Annotated in this window: 23 protein-coding genes; 13 read left to right on the top strand and 10 right to left on the bottom strand. The window is 63.6% G+C overall.

Annotated elements, in window-relative coordinates:
* Positions 1–120 precede the first annotated feature (120 nt).
* Positions 121–351 carry a hypothetical protein gene (locus F0184_RS16445; RefSeq protein WP_150497289.1) on the bottom strand — a complete coding sequence of 77 codons (231 nt, stop codon included), beginning with the start codon at positions 349–351 and terminating at the stop codon, positions 121–123.
* A 152-nt stretch (positions 352–503) separates the two neighbouring features.
* Between F0184_RS16445 and F0184_RS20790 the strand changes: the two genes are divergently transcribed.
* Together F0184_RS20790 and F0184_RS20785 are read left to right on the top strand one after the other, a co-directional pair.
* On the top strand, positions 504–956 hold the full coding sequence (locus F0184_RS20790; RefSeq protein ID WP_208998519.1) for a Crp/Fnr family transcriptional regulator: 453 nt from the start codon (positions 504–506) through the stop codon (positions 954–956).
* A 108-nt stretch (positions 957–1064) separates the two neighbouring features.
* Positions 1065–1211, top strand: coding sequence for a hypothetical protein (locus F0184_RS20785; RefSeq protein WP_244299258.1), 147 nt, complete (start codon positions 1065–1067; stop codon positions 1209–1211).
* A 44-nt stretch (positions 1212–1255) separates the two neighbouring features.
* Here the strand turns inward: F0184_RS20785 and F0184_RS16435 are convergent, their stop codons facing one another.
* From F0184_RS16435 to F0184_RS16420, 5 genes are all read right to left on the bottom strand, one after another.
* Positions 1256–1420, bottom strand: coding sequence for a DUF3309 family protein (locus tag F0184_RS16435; protein WP_150497288.1), 165 nt, complete (start codon positions 1418–1420; stop codon positions 1256–1258).
* Between the two features lie 80 nt (positions 1421–1500).
* Positions 1501–1641, bottom strand: coding sequence for a hypothetical protein (locus tag F0184_RS20610; RefSeq protein ID WP_172972141.1), 141 nt, complete (start codon positions 1639–1641; stop codon positions 1501–1503).
* A gap of 117 nt (positions 1642–1758) precedes the next feature.
* Positions 1759–1932 carry a CsbD family protein gene (locus F0184_RS16430; RefSeq protein ID WP_150497287.1) on the bottom strand — a complete coding sequence of 58 codons (174 nt, stop codon included), beginning with the start codon at positions 1930–1932 and terminating at the stop codon, positions 1759–1761.
* Between the two features lie 162 nt (positions 1933–2094).
* Positions 2095–2364: an SHOCT domain-containing protein gene (locus F0184_RS20695; protein WP_206668362.1), complete on the bottom strand. Its 270-nt coding sequence runs from the start codon at positions 2362–2364 to the stop codon at positions 2095–2097.
* 115 nt (positions 2365–2479) lie between these two features.
* Positions 2480–2668, bottom strand: a complete 189-nt coding sequence (locus F0184_RS16420; RefSeq protein WP_150497286.1) for a hypothetical protein — start codon at positions 2666–2668, stop codon at positions 2480–2482.
* A gap of 301 nt (positions 2669–2969) precedes the next feature.
* Here F0184_RS16420 and F0184_RS16415 point away from each other — a divergent pair, with 301 nt between their 5' ends.
* A complete protein-coding gene (locus F0184_RS16415) occupies positions 2970–3230 on the top strand; it encodes a hypothetical protein (protein ID WP_150497285.1) in 261 nt (86 codons plus the stop codon).
* 169 nt (positions 3231–3399) lie between these two features.
* On the opposite strand, the gene F0184_RS16410 is transcribed toward F0184_RS16415, so the two are convergent.
* Positions 3400–4974: an oleate hydratase gene (locus F0184_RS16410; protein WP_150497284.1), complete on the bottom strand. Its 1575-nt coding sequence runs from the start codon at positions 4972–4974 to the stop codon at positions 3400–3402.
* A 72-nt stretch (positions 4975–5046) separates the two neighbouring features.
* On the bottom strand, positions 5047–5466 hold the full coding sequence (locus F0184_RS16405; protein ID WP_150497283.1) for a cupin domain-containing protein: 420 nt from the start codon (positions 5464–5466) through the stop codon (positions 5047–5049).
* Positions 5467–5645: 179 nt separating this feature from the next.
* Here F0184_RS16405 and atpD point away from each other — a divergent pair, with 179 nt between their 5' ends.
* The 8 genes from atpD to F0184_RS16365 are packed head-to-tail and all read left to right on the top strand — an operon-like array spanning position 5646 to position 11068.
* Positions 5646–7049 (top strand): F0F1 ATP synthase subunit beta, encoded by a 1404-nt coding sequence (atpD, locus tag F0184_RS16400; protein WP_150497282.1) that lies wholly within the window; start codon positions 5646–5648, stop codon positions 7047–7049.
* Entirely contained in the window at positions 7046–7465 is a 420-nt protein-coding gene (locus F0184_RS16395; RefSeq protein WP_244299256.1) for a F0F1 ATP synthase subunit epsilon, read from the top strand. The genes atpD and F0184_RS16395 overlap by 4 nt, the downstream gene beginning before the upstream one ends.
* On the top strand, positions 7462–7758 hold the full coding sequence (locus tag F0184_RS16390; protein WP_150497281.1) for an AtpZ/AtpI family protein: 297 nt from the start codon (positions 7462–7464) through the stop codon (positions 7756–7758). Before F0184_RS16395 ends, F0184_RS16390 begins: the two co-directional genes overlap by 4 nt.
* A complete protein-coding gene (locus F0184_RS16385) occupies positions 7755–8021 on the top strand; it encodes an N-ATPase subunit AtpR (RefSeq protein WP_150497280.1) in 267 nt (88 codons plus the stop codon). Before F0184_RS16390 ends, F0184_RS16385 begins: the two co-directional genes overlap by 4 nt.
* The gene (locus F0184_RS16380; protein ID WP_150497279.1) at positions 8021–8725 is read left to right on the top strand and encodes a F0F1 ATP synthase subunit A; all 705 of its coding nucleotides are present in this window, start codon (positions 8021–8023) and stop codon (positions 8723–8725) included. The genes F0184_RS16385 and F0184_RS16380 overlap by 1 nt, the downstream gene beginning before the upstream one ends.
* Positions 8726–8971, top strand: coding sequence for a F0F1 ATP synthase subunit C (locus F0184_RS16375; protein WP_150497278.1), 246 nt, complete (start codon positions 8726–8728; stop codon positions 8969–8971).
* The gene (locus F0184_RS16370) at positions 8968–9717 is read left to right on the top strand and encodes a F0F1 ATP synthase subunit B (RefSeq protein ID WP_150497277.1); all 750 of its coding nucleotides are present in this window, start codon (positions 8968–8970) and stop codon (positions 9715–9717) included. The genes F0184_RS16375 and F0184_RS16370 overlap by 4 nt, the downstream gene beginning before the upstream one ends.
* Positions 9707–11068, top strand: coding sequence for a F0F1 ATP synthase subunit alpha (locus tag F0184_RS16365; protein WP_150497276.1), 1362 nt, complete (start codon positions 9707–9709; stop codon positions 11066–11068). The genes F0184_RS16370 and F0184_RS16365 overlap by 11 nt, the downstream gene beginning before the upstream one ends.
* Before the next feature lie 84 nt (positions 11069–11152).
* Here F0184_RS16365 and F0184_RS16360 read toward each other — a convergent pair whose 3' ends face one another.
* Together F0184_RS16360 and F0184_RS20930 are read right to left on the bottom strand one after the other, a co-directional pair.
* Positions 11153–11962, bottom strand: a complete 810-nt coding sequence (locus tag F0184_RS16360) for a F0F1 ATP synthase subunit gamma (RefSeq protein ID WP_150497275.1) — start codon at positions 11960–11962, stop codon at positions 11153–11155.
* Positions 11955–12293, bottom strand: a complete 339-nt coding sequence (locus F0184_RS20930) for a hypothetical protein (RefSeq protein WP_244299254.1) — start codon at positions 12291–12293, stop codon at positions 11955–11957. The genes F0184_RS16360 and F0184_RS20930 overlap by 8 nt, the downstream gene beginning before the upstream one ends.
* Between F0184_RS20930 and F0184_RS16355 the strand changes: the two genes are divergently transcribed.
* A complete protein-coding gene (locus tag F0184_RS16355) occupies positions 12246–13574 on the top strand; it encodes a YfcC family protein (RefSeq protein WP_244299252.1) in 1329 nt (442 codons plus the stop codon). The two genes, F0184_RS20930 and F0184_RS16355, sit on opposite strands and share 48 nt — an antisense overlap.
* Entirely contained in the window at positions 13571–14794 is a 1224-nt protein-coding gene (locus F0184_RS16350) for an arginine deiminase (RefSeq protein ID WP_150497273.1), read from the top strand. The genes F0184_RS16355 and F0184_RS16350 overlap by 4 nt, the downstream gene beginning before the upstream one ends.
* The last annotated feature ends 25 nt before the right edge of the window (positions 14795–14819 follow it).

The following is a 14819-nucleotide window of genomic DNA, read 5'->3' as shown; positions in this document are numbered from 1 at the left end:
TCAACAACGCCATGTCTATCACTCCGTCGTCCCCCGCCGAAATCACGCAGGGGTGGGTTTAAACATGGGTCAGTTCTCAGTGAAAAAATCGGGCCTTACCGGGTCAGTTCTCAGTGAAAATCAACAGATCGAGTTTCCTCCGGCGATGATCCGACGGATCAGCGCCGCGACGGCCCGGTGGCTCTCGGTATCGGCCGCAGAACCGCGGGCGTTGTCGTGGGTGGCGGCAGCATCAGAGGGAACACCCATGATCTCTTTCTCAGGTAGGATTTGCGCATCATTCAGCGCAAGCAGCAGGGCTTGGCAAATCGAAAGGGCCGCCATCCCTGAATGCTTCTGATCGTCCGTCATTGGTACTTGACCTTTCCGACACGTGCGACGCCGGGATGCGCCTGCTGCTTGTGGAGTAGATTGGCAAGAAATCCGTTATGCTGTGCTGATCGATATCAGTCATCGGTAAGAGTTCGTTGGGTAGAACTTTGGCACGTGCCGGAGGGGGACAAATGCCCGAAACCAATCCACTTGTCCGCAAGCTTGGCCCATTTTTCGCCCTTTTGGACGCCGAACTTGCCGTGCTTGCATCGTTGCACAAACGCCGCCGCACCTTCGTCTCGGGCCGGGATCTCGTCCATCAGGGGCAATCGGACCAGGCCGCCTACATTCTTGCCTCTGGCTGGGCCTGTTCCTACAAGCTGCTTGAAGACGGGCAGAGGCAAATCGTGGATTTCCAGATCCCCGGCGATTTCCTGGGGCTGTGCAGTGTGCTTTTGCACGTGTCGGATCACAATATCGAGCCAGTGACGGACATCGAGGTGACGGAAATTCTGGTCGCCGACCTTCTGGACGCCTTTGCGCAAAGGTCCCGGCTGGCGACGGCCATTCTGTGGGCAGCGTCCCGGGACGAGGCGATGGTGGTCGAGCATCTTGTGGATATTGGACGCCGAAATGCGATGTAACGTATGGCGCATTTCCTTCTGGAACTTGGCGCCAGGCTTGCCCTGGTCGGCATGGGAAGCTAGGCAGGCTATGCCTGTCCGCTGTCGCAATACCTTCTGGCCGACGCGGTGGGGCTCAGTGCCGTCTATGTCAACCGGGTGCTGCGCCAACTGCGCGAAGGTGGAATGGTCACCTTCCGGGACGGGTTCGTCGCGTTCGACAACTATCACCAACTGGCCGATTTCGCACAATTCGATCCATCCTACATGGATTAGAGAGGGCCACTTCTGCCTTGATGTCGGGCCGCGTTGGAATTCGGTCAGATCCGGCCAAGCAGCATCAGGATGACAACGATGATCAGGACAGTGCCAAGAACACCGGTACCGGCATGACCGAAGCCATAGCCATAGCCGCCGAAGCGTCCGCTGAACCCGCCGAGCAGAAAAATGGCAAGTATGATGATCAGGATCGTACCGAGTGACATGGCTCTTTCTCCGTTGGTGGGGCGCCCCTTGCCCTGCGAAGAGCCTCCGTTGTGACGTGTTCGCTTCGAGGCTGGCCAGTTCAGTTTCCGTCGATGGTCACGCCATGTTCGTTGATCTCGATATCGATGCCGCTTTGGCGTTCCTGATAGTACAGATAGCCAGCCCCGACGGCGCAAACCGCGAGAACCGCGATCAGGATGAGCAGAGAGGTCCGGTTCATTGACATCTTCCCCGCGGGCTAGTGGAACGCCCGCGCAAGGCGGAACTGCGGGAGGACAGGAGTCGAGATGCCGGAACCTTCACTTCCAAATGGAGGCGCGCGCGCACTACCAGGCCTCTAGGCGTCACGGATTGCATCCTTGATGCTGCCGACAGCGTTCTGCACCTTGCCTTCGATCTTGTCGGCCTGGCCTTCTGCCTCGAGCTTCGCGTCGCCAATCTTCTTGCCGACCGCAACCTTGGCCTTCCCCTTGATGACCTTTGCGGAACCGATCACTTGATCCTTATCCATGGTGTTCTCCCTTCGATGTAAACCTGCCTGCCTTAAGTCCGCAGGCATGTTCCAGCTAACCGGTTTTCCAATCGCTTCGTGCTGATACAGGTTTGCATCGGACCCAAAAATGAGGTCGCCGCCCCGGGCCTCGCGTCACTATGTTTCGCCGCGCGAAGTTCATCACGGCTGGCGGCGACGAAACGCCAGGACGGCAACCGCAATTACCACCAGGGCCAGAACAAGTACGCCAATAAAGCCATAGCCACCCATTCCGTAGCTGCCGTGCCCCATACCCCATCCCCAGCTGTCGCCCATCATCCCGCCACCATCACGAGGGGCCGATCCCTGAGTTTGTTCGACCGCCTGCGCATTCGCAGTCGTTGCGAGCGTCAGTGTTGCGAGCGTGGAAATCGCGCGTAGCCGTGTGGCTGCGGCAAAGGTCAGTGACATGATCGCTTTCCTTGGTGGGTGTTTCGAGACCTGCGCGGGATGGAACAAGTCCCTCGGGTCCAGCCTTTCCTGCGCGGTTGCCCGGCTCGCATAGCCGGGCAGCCGAACCATCACGTCACGCGAGAGCGTGGGTCGCAGCGTCCAGTTCCTTGTTCGTGTCGGCGTCGTTCTTGGCCGTGTGTGCCTTCTCAGCCGCCTGGTAATGCTTCAACGCCGCATCCTTCTTCGGTCCGAAGGTCGCCTTGTCCCATGCGGCCTTCACGGTCTTCATCTTGTCGGCGGTCTTGTTCTGTTCGGGTGTCATGGATTTGTCCTTTCTCGGATGATCCGGGAACGAGAAATACGCGGGACATGGGGACGAGAGACAGCTTGCCGCGCGTGTCTCTGGCTCACTCGGACTGGGTACACGTTCACCGGTGTCCGGTGAACGTTCATACTATCGCACCGTCCTATCCTTTATACGCTGATCCAAGTTAGGCTGCTCCTCTGAAAGGCGCGCACGTAAGGCATGCGGCACGGTTCCGCACTCGAGTCAGGTCGGCGGCGTCGGGAACTGTGGGAGAACATGCGCGCAATGGGGGGTGGGCCGCGGGTTCATCATCTTCGTGTTTGTAACCCAAGGCGCGCTGGTCGGGTTGATGGGCGGGCTGTCCGGCGCGGCGCCTGGCTATCTTGCGCTGCTGCCCTTTTCCGGAGTTGAAGATGGGCGATCGGCCGCGCCAGCGATCCGCCAGACGGGGGCCAAGGACGAACGCCACGGTGAAGACGGCGAGTGTGATCGGATCGGCAGGCGGCGCAGGCTCATTCGGCGCCACGACGGCGACTGGTTGAGGTTCGGCAGAATGTCCCCGTGCAAGGCGCAGTAACAGTGTAGTAAGCGCCAGAAGCCCGATGCCGATCCCAAGCCGCCGCAAGTTCGGGTCCGACCAGCAGACGAAGGCGCGAAGGCCGCTAAAAGTAGAAACCCACACCCGACTGCCGCGATCACCCTGGCGGCGGCGGACAGCACCGCGCGCATTCCCTTTCGGCAGGGGTCTACTGAAACGCCTTCACGAGCGCATCGAATTTGACCTTCAGCGATGTGTCATGGCGCGAAACGGGCGGAATTTTCTTCTCAATTCCAAGCATCTGGTAGACAACAATCTGAGCAACACGGATCGAGAATTCGACCGTAAACACCACATCTTCCGGGATCTCGACGAACTGACTGACGAGCCCGAGATTGCGGCTGTTGACCGGAATCGGCTGGGGGCGGTCGCCCGGCGCGCGCGGCATGAACATACTGGTGATATAGGGCATCCGGCATGGAATACAGTTGGCCGAGGCGAACACGTCGGCTTTGTCAAAGTTGAGGTGCCCGCAGAGTTCCTGCAGGATGTCTTCGCCCGAACAGTCCGCCATCGGTTTCGCGACAAAGTCTCCGATCCGGTCGCCATGCAGGGCATAGCCCCAGAAGACCTGAACGTCGGTGGGCTGATTGGCGAAGTGAGGCTGGTGGGCGAGCACAATGGACAGCCGCCAGTTTGAATCCCTGAAGGTCACCAGGCCGCCGGTTCCGGCCTTGTTGCCCGACAGCGACTCCATCCGGTTGAAGAAAACCGCGTCATGCAGGGTGACGGTGAAGGACGGCCAGTTGCTCTCCGCGATGCTGCTGTTGAAGGCGGCGGGGTTGCCAAACTCCGGTCGGCCCTCGCAAAGACGCTCCCAGAGCACCCAGCCCATGCTGTCGGCCTTGGTACGCTTTTCCGGTGCCACTGTCATGGAGCCGATGCTGGAGGCATCCGTCATCGAGGCGTTCTGAAGGATTACCAGATCGTCCTTGTCGACGGCGACGACGCTGTCCTTGTTGTCCGTGCGGACCGTCAGACCGGACACAGTGAGCTGGCCGTCGCGCGTTTCCACGGTCATGTCGGTGACGGTGGTGTTGCATCTGAACTGAACGCCCTTGCTGGTAAGCCAGGCCACGAGCGGTTTCACAAGTGAGTCATTCTGGTTGTAGACAGTGCGTTTGACGCCTTCCAGCGTCTCAATCCGGCTGAATTCCTTCATGAAGCGGTGCAGGTACCTGCGAAATTCTATTGCGCTGTGCCAAGGCTGGAATGCAAACGTCGTCTGCCACATGAACCAGAAATTCGTCTCGAAGAATTGCGGAGACAGCCAGTCGGTGATGGGGCTGTCGCCAAGCTTTTCTTCGCTTGTCTCGGTGAGTTTAAGCAGTTCAACCCGGTCGCTCATGTCAAAACCCATTGTCGTGACATCCACGATGGCCCGGTTCCTGTCGATCAGGCGGGCCTGAGAATGAGCGGTGACGGGCGTGTTGAAGGCGACCGTTTCTTCGTACACCGTTACGGCAGGATCTGTCAGTGAAGGGATCGTTTTGTACAGTTCCCAGGTGCATTCATAATTGTCCGTGGTCAGCATGCGTCCGCCGCGCATGGAGTATCCACCTTCCGCTGTGCCCGAGCCATCAAGGCTGCCGCCGGGCACGGGCTGCGTCTCGAAAATGGTGATGGCGTCACCCGCCATGCCTCCATCGCGGATCATGAATGTAGCCGCAGCGAGCGAGCCGATGCCGCTGCCGATGATATAGGCGTGTCGCTGAGGGGTCATTTTCGTTCCTGTTGGATGAATTGCGTCAAGGTTGGCTCGACCGCTTCGGTGGCGGCGCCGGTCTCGTAAACATCAGAGAAGAATGTGCCTTGACGGAACGTCGGTCGGTATCCCGTCGAAGCTTTCGGACGAGCCATCTGCCTCCGCCTTGGTCTGCTGAACCAGATGGTCCATGTGTTCAGGCGGGCCGTAGAGCGTGTAGAGATGCAGGGGCTTGTCGCCCGTGTTGGTCACGTTGTGGACCGCCCCGGCGGGCACGATGACGCAACCGCCGTCCTTGACCTTGTGAGTCACGCCATCGATCACCGCAGAACCCTTGCCCTTCTCGATGCGAAAGAACTGGTCATGGGTGTCGTGCGTCTCGGTCCCGATGTCCTGACCGGGTTTCAGCGTCATCAGCACCAGTTGCAGATGCGCCCCGGTGTAAAGAACCTGCCGGAAATCGTCGTTCTTCTCGGTCAGCTTCTCGATGTCGGCAACATAGCCCTTCATCGCAGTCTCCTCTTCATACCTGACTCTGGCTGGGTTCGGTCGGACGCCAAGTCACCTACAGCTAAGGCGCTATTGGCCGTGCTGTCCCTAACGCACATCAGTGCATGGCCCGGTCCTTCGGGTCACAACCGGGGAATGTGCAAAGGACCGCGTGTGACGTGACGCCGGAAGGAGCCCCGATGCCCGAAGAGACACCCGATGGCCGGGTCCATGCCGTGCGCGGCGCGGTGGTCGATGTGCGCTATGGCCCCGGCGCACTGCCTGCCCTGAACGAGGCATTGCTGGTGGACTGGGACCGACCCGGCCCGCTGATGCTCGAGGTGCAGAGCCATCTTGATCTGACGACCCTGCGCGCGGTGGCCCTGCAGGCAACGGCGGGTTTGGCGCGCGGCGTGTCCGTGCGCGCGACCGGTGCACCGATCACGGTGCCGGTGGGGGCTGCGGTGCTCGGCCGGCTTCTGGACGTGACGGGGGGGCTGCGCGATCTTGGCGAGGCGTTGCCCGAGGACACGCCGCGCCGGTCGATCCATGCCGCCCCACCGCCCCTGTCCGCACAAAGCACCACAACCGAGGTGTTCGAGACCGGCATCAAGGTGATCGACCTCCTGACCCCGATGGCGCAGGGCGGCAAGGCGGCCATGTTCGGCGGTGCGGGTGTCGGCAAGACGGTTCTGGTGATGGAGTTGATCCACGCCATGGTCGAGAAATACCAAGGCATCTCGGTGTTCGCCGGCATTGGCGAGCGGTCGCGCGAGGGCCATGAGATGCTGACGGAAATGTCCGCGTCAGGCGTTCTGCCCCGCACCGTGCTGGTCTACGGCCAGATGAACGAACCACCGGGGGCGCGGTGGCGGGCGCCGCTGACCGCGCTGACCATCTCGGAATACTTTCGCGACACGAAACACCAGAACGTCCTGCTGCTGATGGACAACGTGTTCCGCTTTGTTCAGGCGGGGGCAGAGGTATCCAGCCTGCTGGGCCGGTTGCCCTCGCGCGTGGGGTATCAGCCGACACTGGCCACCGAAGTGGCCCGGTTGCAGGAACGCATCGCATCCGTGGCGGGGGCGGCGGTGACCTCGATCCAGGCCGTCTATGTGCCCGCCGACGATTTCACCGATCCGGCAGTGACCACGATTTCGGGCCACATGGATTGCGTGATCGTGCTGAGCCGTGCCTTGGCAGGGCAAGGCTTCTATCCGGCGATTGATCCGCTGGCCTCCTCGTCCACCCTGCTTGACCCCGCTGTCGTGGGCGATGACCACTACACGATTGCCAGCGAGGTGCGCGAGATGCTGGCGCGGTTTGCCGAGTTGCAGGACATCATCTCGCTTCTGGGCGTCGATGAACTGGGCAGTGCCGACAAGACCATCGTCACCCGCGCGCGGCGTCTGCAACGCTATCTGAGCCAGCCTTTTGCGGTGACCGAGGCCTTTACCGGCACGCCGGGCCAGTCCGTTGCCCGCGCCGACACGCTCGCCGGGTGCCGCGCGATCCTGGACGGCGAGGCGGACGGTTGGGCCGAGACGTCGCTCTACATGGTCGGCGCGCTTGCCGAGGCGCGGGCAAAGGAGGCCGCCGCGTGACCCGCTCCATGACGCTGCGCATCATGACCCCGCTCGCGATCGTCGTGGATCAACCGGCCGGCAGCCTGCGCGCGATGGATGCCAGCGGCAGCTTCGGCATCCTGCCGGGGCATGCCGATTTCCTGACGCGGCTCGCGGTGTCGGTCGTCTCGTGGACAACGCCAGAGGGCGCGTCCCGCTTCTGCGCCGTGCGCGGCGGATCCCTGACGATGCGCGCGGGCCATGTTGCCATCGCCACCCGCGAGGCGGTGACGGGCGACGATCTGGCAACGCTCGACCGCGAAGTGCTGGAGCGGTTCCACGCCGAGATGGATGAGGAACGGGTCGAGCATGTGGAAACAACCCGCCTGCACCTGAGTGCGATGCGGCAGATGCTGGCCAGGTTGCAGCCGAAATCCCGGGGGGCGGGGGTTTGAGCGAACCGGAAAAAGGCAGGACCGACGACGACGATCCCCTGATCCGCGAAGTGCGCACCCATCAGGCCCGCCGCGCGGCCTGGGAGCGCGACGGCGAAGCCTCGGTCGGTCGGCGGCTGGCGCAGATCGGCGTCCTAGGCTGGATCATCGTGGCGCCGATGCTGGGCGGGATCGCTCTGGGCCGCTGGCTGGACGGCCGGTTCGACACGGGGCTGTTCTGGACGGCACCGCTGCTGATGGTCGGCCTTGGGCTTGGTGGCTGGTTCGCCTGGCGCTGGATCGGCAGCGCATGAGCGGTCTGGTGATCCTTGCGCCGTGGCTGGTGGGCGGAGTGCTGATCGGCCTGATCTATTTCCGCATGGTGCGGCAGAGCGCCGATCTGATGCTGTCGGGGCGGCGGGGCGGACCGCTGTTCGGTGTGGCCCTGGTGTTGTTGCGGATGGCAGGCCTTGGCGGGGTGCTGATCGTCGCGGCGATCCAGGGAGCCGGGCCGTTGCTGGCAGCCGCACTCGGCCTGCTGATCGGACGCCTTGCCGTGATGCGGAGAGCCGTGTGATGGACAACCCACTGCAATCCGTGCCGCTGTTCATGGTGGGTCCAGTTTCGTTTTCGGTGCCGATCATGGCGTCGGTTGTGGTGACCTGGGCGATCATGGCGGTTCTTGTGCTGGGCGCGGCCCTGCTGAGCCGCCGCCTGACCCTGGTGCCGTCAAAGGCGCAGGCCATGGCGGAACTGCTGGTCGCCACGGTCGATCAACAGATCCACGATGTGACCGGGGCCGCGCCGGCCCCGTACCGCGCCTTTGTCGGCACGCTGTTCCTGTTCATCCTGATCGCCAACTGGTCCTCGTTGGTCCCCGGCGTCACACCGCCGACCGCCACGATGGAAACGCCCGCCGCGCTGGCTGCCATCGTGTTCCTGTCGATCATCGTCTTCGGCGTCCGGGGCGGCGGCGTGGGCGGTTTCCTGCGCGGTTTTGCGCTGCCCAATCCAGTGATGATCCCGCTCAACATGCTGGAAAGTGTCACCCGCAGCTTTTCGATGTTCGTGCGGCTGTTCGGCAATGTGATGAGCGGGGTCTTCGTGATCGCCATCGTCGGCTCGCTGGCTGCCCTGCTGGTGCCGATCCCGCTGATGGTGCTCGATCTGCTGACGGGCGCCGTGCAGGCCTACATCTTTGCCGTTCTGTCGATGGTGTTCATCACGTCCGCCGTCGAAAAGGGCAAACCCCAAACCGCCCCCGAAATTGAGGAGTCCTGAATGGAATATGTCCCCCTGATCAGCATCTTTTGCGCAGCTTTCGCAGTGTCGTTCGGCGCACTCGGCCCGGCCCTGGCCGAAGGCCGGGCCGTGGCCGCCGCGATGGACGCCATCGCGCGGCAGCCAGAAGCCGCAAACACCATTTCGCGCACTCTGTTCGTGGGCTTGGCGATGATCGAGACGACAGCGATCTATTGCCTTGTCATCGCACTCTTGCTGCTGTTCGCCAACCCGATGATGCCATGACGTTTGATCTGTGGACCCTTGGCTTTCAGACGGCTAATGTCCTTGTCCTTATCTGGCTGCTGCACCGGTTCTTCTGGAAGCCCGTCGCGGCACTGATCGCCGACCGTCAGGCGAGCGCAGCGACGCTGCTGGACGAGGCAGAGGCCAAACGGACCGAGGCCGAGGCCGCACTGGCCGAGGTTGCCGAAGCACGGGCGGGGCTGGCCGCCGAGCGTGACGCGATGCTGGCCATCGCCTGCAAGGATACGGCGGCTGCCCGCGAAAGCCTGCTGGCCGAGGCGCGGGCCGAAGTGGAAACCTTGCGCGATACCGCCAAAACCGCCCGCGTCCGCGCCGCCGAGACTTTGAAAGCCAACGCAATGACAGAGGCACAGGGCCTCGCACTGACCATCGCAGCACAGCTTGCAGCGCGGCTGGATGGCCCGGCCACGGATGCGGCGTTTCTGGGCTGGCTGGTGCAGGGCCTTAGAGCACTGACCGATGCCGAGCGAACCGCGTTGGCGGGTGTCAACCTTGAGGTCGTTAGCGCAGCCGATCAGGACAGCGCAGCGCAGGGCCGGATCGCCGATGCCATAGCAAACGTCCTTGGCGCGCATGCTGCCCTTACCTTCCGTACCGATCGAGCGCTGATCGCGGGTTATGAGATTCACTCTGCGCATTTCAGCTTGCGCAATTCATGGCGCGCCGATCTTGACCGGATTGCCGCAGCCCTTGGCGAAAAGGGCGATCTGTCCGATGCCGCATGATACCCTCTGGCTGAAGGACGCAACCACGCGCGTTCAGTCCACCGCCCTCGGCCCGGTGGCCGAACACCGGGGACGGGTCGAGGACATTGCCGATGGCGTGGCGATGATCTCGGGTCTGCCCGATGTGCGGCTTGACGAACTGCTGCGCTTCGACGCGGGGGCCTTCGGCTTTGCACAAGTCCTGGAACCCGACCGGATCGGCTGCGTGCTGCTGGATGCCGCCCACGCCCTGCAAGCGGGTGACGCCGTGCACGGTACGGGCGATGTGGTGCGCGTGCCGGTGGGGGCGGGCCTGCTCGGGCGCATCGTCGACCCGCTGGGCCGCCCGCTGGATGGAAAGGGGCCGATTACCGCCGAGGCGACCTTGCCGATCGAGCGCGACGCCCCCGGCATCATCGAGCGCGATCTGGTCGTCAATCCGGTGCAGACCGGGGTGCTGGTGGTCGACACGCTGTTCGCACTGGGTCGGGGCCAGCGCGAATTGATCATCGGTGATCCGGCGACGGGCAAGACGACGCTGGCCGCCGACACGATCATCGCGCAGCGCGACACCGACATGATCTGCATCTATGTCGCGGTGGGGCAGAAGACGTCGGCGGTGCGCCGCGCCGTCGATGCGCTGCAGACCCATGCCGCCTTTGGCCGCTGCATCGTTGTGGTGGCCGGGCCTGCGACCCCGCCGGGCCTGCAATGGATCGCGCCTTTTGCCGGCATGACCATGGCCGAGCATTTCCGTGACAAGGGCGGCCATACCCTGATCGTGATCGACGATCTGAGCAAACACGCCGCCACCCACCGCGAGATTGCGCTGCTGACCCGCCAGTCGCCGGGGCGCGAGGCCTATCCGGGCGATGTCTTCTACGTGCACGCCCGCCTTCTGGAACGCGCGGCGAAGCTGTCGCAGGCCCGGGGCGGCGGGTCGCTGACCGCCCTGCCGATTGCACAGACCGAGGCCGGGAACCTGTCGGCCTATATCCCCACGAACCTGATCTCCATAACCGACGGGCAGATCGTGCTGAATGCGCGCCTGTTCCAGGAGGGGCAGAAACCGGCCGTCGATGTGGGCGTGTCGGTCAGCCGGGTGGGCGGCAAGACGCAGGCGCCCGCCCTGCGCGATGCAGCGAAGTCCCTGCGGCTCGGCGTCCGTGCGCGCATAGCTGCCCGCCACGGGCACATCCTTGCCAAGCGCATCGGAGGCCACCCGCGCATACTCGCCTGCCGGGATGATCCAGGTCAGGGCCGCAACCAGAATGATCAGCGCGAACAGAATGGTGAAGGCGGACGGGAATCGGAACCCTGCTTTCGCCTCGGTTTCTTCGACAGGTGGCATGAGGCGGCTTCCCTTGGTTGACGTAACGGGATCAGGCTAGCCGGGATGGCAAAGCGGCGTGCTGATGCAGGTTAGGTCCGGGATGCCGACGGTATGGCCCGAGCGTCAACGGCCCGCCATGGCCCCCGCCGCAATCTCGATGATCTCGGCGGTGATCGCCTCTTGCCGCTGCCTGCGGGCCAGTGCTTCCAGCACGTCCAGCTCGTCCTCGATCTGGCGGGATGCGGCGGACATGGCGGCCATCCGCGCTTCGTTCTCGGCAATGAAGGCATGGAGGGCGGCCCGGGTCAGGACCGCGTGGAGTTGATCAAGCCGGAGCGCTGCGGCGAGTTCATCGGCAGCCAGATTGATGAGGGGGGCGGACTGCGCGCGCGTGCCTTCCGCAGGCGGAAACGGAAACAGGTCGCTGCGTTCCACCGCCGCTTGCCCGCGGTTCCAAATCATGTGAACCACTGCCACCGGGCGCAGATCGCCGTCTGCGAACACCGCCGCGAGCACGCGGTCCGCGAATTTCGGCAGGCTGGCAGAGCGGGACGGCATCGCGGCCGACCATCCGGGCATCATCCCGCGTGACGCACCAATCGCCGTCCCGCGATTGCCGACCAGGAACAGATCGGTGCCTTTCGGGATCGCGCCAACCTCGTCCAGTACCCGTTCTGAAAACCCGCCCACGAACCCCTGTTCGGCGCAGAACACCACAAGCGCCGGGCGGGCTGTCAGTTCGGGGTCTTCCAGCTCCACTCCGGCCAAACCCTGCGACAATGCCGCCTCTAGCGTGGCGGCATAACCCTCGACCGCCGCGATCTGGGCGCGGGCCGTGCGGGCGCGCGCCCCGGCGATTCCGGTCATTGCCCGTACGACGCTGCCTAGTTGGCGGATGCCGTCGATCCGGGCGGAGAGGTCGGCGTCAGACATTGTCGGCGATCTGAGACGCGGCCAGTTCGCGCAGCACGGCCAGAAGCGCCGCCTTGTCCGCCTCGTCCAGCTTGCCCGTTGTCTCGACCTTTCGCAGCACCTCGCCCGCCCCTCTTTCCCGCGCCCTGGCAAGACTGGCGCGGAAACTGGCGACCTCCCCGGGCTTCAGCTCATCCAGCAGCCCCTCCTGCACCGCCAGCACCAGCGCCACCTCCTCGGCCAGCCGCATCGGTGCGTACTGGTTCTGGCGCAGCACGGCGCGCAACCGCGTCCCGCGCGTCAGTTGCGCCTGCACGCGCGGCTCGATGGTGCCGCCGAAGCGGGTAAACACCTCCATCTCCAGAAACTGCGCATAGTCGACCCGCAGGGCTTTTTCGATGTCATCCTCGCCCCGATCGCCGGCTTCTACGACCCCGTCGAGTATGTGGCCCGGGCAATCGACGTGTCGCTGTTCGTGCTGATCATCGGCGGGTTCATCGGGGTGGTGACGGCGTCAGGGGCCATTGATGCCGGGATCGCCCGCGCGATGGTCCGCCTCAGGGGCCGCGAGAACTGGATGATCCCGATCCTGATGGCGCTCTTTGCGCTGGGTGGCACGACTTACGGCATGGCCGAGGAGACGCTGGCCTTCTACGTCCTGCTGATCCCGGTGATGATCGCCGCCAGATACGATGCGCTGACGGCCGTGGCGGTGATCCTGCTGGGGGCCGGTGTCGGCGTTCTGGGCTCAACCATCAACGCCTTTTCGACCGTCATCGCGTCAGACGCGGCGGGCGTGACCTTTGCGGATGGGCTGGTGCTGCGGCTGATCATTCTGGCGGTATGCTGGCTGGTCACGGTTGCCTTCGTGATGCGCTATGCGGCGCGTGTGCGGGCCGACCCGACAAAATCGCTGGTCTACGACAGGAAAGCTGCGAACGAGGCGCATTTCCTTGCCTCGACGCCGATGGAGGCTGCGACTTTCACCGGATTGCACAAGATCGTGCTGATCCTGTTCGCGCTGACCTTCGGCCTGATGATCTGGGGCGTGTCCATCGGCGGCTGGTGGATGGCCGAGATGAGCGGGCTGTTTCTGGCGGCAGCCGTCCTCATCGGTATCGTCGCCCGTTTGGGCGAGGCCAAGCTGGTGGAGAGTTTCGTCAACGGCGCGCGCGACCTTCTTGGCGTGGCGCTGATTATCGCGCTGGCGCGCGGGATCGTCGTAATCATGGACGCAGGCCACATCACCGACACGATTCTGCACGCAGCGGAAACCAGCGTGGCGGGCCTGTCGCAGACAGCGTTCATCCTGGTGATCTACTGGACGCAGGTTGGGCTGTCGTTTTTCGTGCCCTCCACTTCAGGCCTGGCCGTCCTGTCGATGCCCATCCTCGCCCCTGTCGCCGACTTCGCGGGGGTCAAGCGGGAACTGGTCGTCACCGCCTTTGCAACCGCCAGCGGCATGGTCAACCTGATCACCCCCACATCCGCCGTCGTGATGGGAGGGCTGGCCATCGGTCGTGTCCCCTATGAGCGCTGGCTGCGCTTTGTCTGGCCGCTTCTGGTCATCCTTACCCTGATCGTCATGGCCGCGCTTGGCCTTGCTACAATGCTGGAAGGCACCCCCACATGACACTGACCTATGGCGTTCATTCCGAGGCGGGGCAACTGCGCCGCGTTCTTGTCCACCGTCCCGGAACGGAGATGGCCCGGCTGACACCCGCAAATGCGGAAAGTCTGCTGTTCGACGACGTGCTCTGGGTCAAACAGGCACGGGTCGATCACATGGAATTCGTCGATGCACTCGAAGCGCATGGCGTCGAAGTGGTGCTATTGCGCGAGATGCTGGAAGAGGTGCTGGCGATCCCCGAGGCGCGCCGCTGGCTGCTGGATGCGCGGATCAATGACAACTCGGTGGGCGTCGGGTTGTCTCAGGACCTTCTGGTCTGCCTGATGGAGATGCCCGCCGGGGCCCTGTCGCATATCCTGATCGGCGGCATGAGCCGCGCCGAATTGCCAATCCCAGAGGCCGGGGTGGTCGTGGCGATGCTGCGGGACAGCGATTTCCAGCTTGCCCCGATGCCCAACACTATCTTCACGCGCGACAGTTCCTGCTGGATCTATGGCGGCGTGACGCTGAATCCGATGTTCTGGCCTGCCCGGCGACTGGAAACGCTGAATCTGGCCACTATCTACCGGTTCCATCCCGACTTCAAGGATGCCGGTTTTCCCATATGGTTCGGGGATCCCTTGGTAAATCACGGCCTTGCGACGCTGGAAGGCGGCGATGTGATGCCTGTCGGCAACGGGATCGTGCTCATCGGCATGGGCGAGCGCACCACGCCGCAAGCCGTTGGGCAGGTGGCGCGGGCGCTGTTCGCAGCCGGCGCAGCGGAACGGGTCATCGCCTGCCGGTTTCCCCGCGAGCGGTCGTCGATGCATCTCGATACCGTTTTCACCTTCTGCGACCGCGATATGGTGACCGTCTTCGCCGAGGTAACGGACTTGATTCAGGCCTACTCCCTGCGCCCCGGCGACGACGGCAAGGTCGTGGTCGTTGCAGAGACGCGCGCCTTCATCGAGGTGGTCGCCGACGCTCTGAACATAAAGGCGTTGCGCACGGTTCCAACCGGGGGCGACGCCTATGAAGCTCAGCGCGAACAATGGGACGACGCCAACAACCTGCTGTGCATCAGCCCCGGTGTCGTGGTCGGCTATGCGCGCAACGAACATTCCAACACGCTGCTGCGAAAGGCGGGCGTCGAGGTCATCACCATTTCCGGAGCTGAACTGGGCCGAGGGCGCGGCGGGTCGCATTGCATGACCTGTCCGCTGATCCGAGACGCCCTTTAATCTGCGCCATTGCCCCGAAAGGACC

Source organism: Roseibium aquae (assembly GCF_008711285.1).
Lineage (GTDB): Bacteria > Pseudomonadota > Alphaproteobacteria > Rhizobiales > Stappiaceae > Roseibium > Roseibium aquae.
This window is presented reverse-complemented; position numbering and strand designations above follow the sequence as displayed.

What these genes read in the sequence shown, in the direction of transcription:
- F0184_RS16410 (WP_150497284.1), bottom strand. Translation starts at nt 4,974, where the DNA reads ATGACCCCTCAGCGACACGCCTATATCATCGGCAGCGGCATCGGCTCG.
- F0184_RS16435 (WP_150497288.1), bottom strand. Translation starts at nt 1,420, where the DNA reads ATGTCACTCGGTACGATCCTGATCATCATACTTGCCATTTTTCTGCTC.
- F0184_RS16430 (WP_150497287.1), bottom strand. Translation starts at nt 1,932, where the DNA reads ATGGATAAGGATCAAGTGATCGGTTCCGCAAAGGTCATCAAGGGGAAG.
- F0184_RS16445 (WP_150497289.1), bottom strand. Translation starts at nt 351, where the DNA reads ATGACGGACGATCAGAAGCATTCAGGGATGGCGGCCCTTTCGATTTGC.
- F0184_RS20790 (WP_208998519.1), top strand. Translation starts at nt 504, where the DNA reads ATGCCCGAAACCAATCCACTTGTCCGCAAGCTTGGCCCATTTTTCGCC.
- atpD (WP_150497282.1), top strand. Translation starts at nt 5,646, where the DNA reads ATGCCCGAAGAGACACCCGATGGCCGGGTCCATGCCGTGCGCGGCGCG.
- F0184_RS16375 (WP_150497278.1), top strand. Translation starts at nt 8,726, where the DNA reads ATGGAATATGTCCCCCTGATCAGCATCTTTTGCGCAGCTTTCGCAGTG.
- F0184_RS16360 (WP_150497275.1), bottom strand. Translation starts at nt 11,962, where the DNA reads ATGTCTGACGCCGACCTCTCCGCCCGGATCGACGGCATCCGCCAACTA.
- F0184_RS16405 (WP_150497283.1), bottom strand. Translation starts at nt 5,466, where the DNA reads ATGAAGGGCTATGTTGCCGACATCGAGAAGCTGACCGAGAAGAACGAC.
- F0184_RS20610 (WP_172972141.1), bottom strand. Translation starts at nt 1,641, where the DNA reads ATGAACCGGACCTCTCTGCTCATCCTGATCGCGGTTCTCGCGGTTTGC.
- F0184_RS16420 (WP_150497286.1), bottom strand. Translation starts at nt 2,668, where the DNA reads ATGACACCCGAACAGAACAAGACCGCCGACAAGATGAAGACCGTGAAG.
- F0184_RS16385 (WP_150497280.1), top strand. Translation starts at nt 7,755, where the DNA reads ATGAGCGGTCTGGTGATCCTTGCGCCGTGGCTGGTGGGCGGAGTGCTG.
- F0184_RS16370 (WP_150497277.1), top strand. Translation starts at nt 8,968, where the DNA reads ATGACGTTTGATCTGTGGACCCTTGGCTTTCAGACGGCTAATGTCCTT.
- F0184_RS16350 (WP_150497273.1), top strand. Translation starts at nt 13,571, where the DNA reads ATGACACTGACCTATGGCGTTCATTCCGAGGCGGGGCAACTGCGCCGC.
- F0184_RS20695 (WP_206668362.1), bottom strand. Translation starts at nt 2,364, where the DNA reads ATGTCACTGACCTTTGCCGCAGCCACACGGCTACGCGCGATTTCCACG.
- F0184_RS16380 (WP_150497279.1), top strand. Translation starts at nt 8,021, where the DNA reads ATGGACAACCCACTGCAATCCGTGCCGCTGTTCATGGTGGGTCCAGTT.
- F0184_RS16365 (WP_150497276.1), top strand. Translation starts at nt 9,707, where the DNA reads ATGCCGCATGATACCCTCTGGCTGAAGGACGCAACCACGCGCGTTCAG.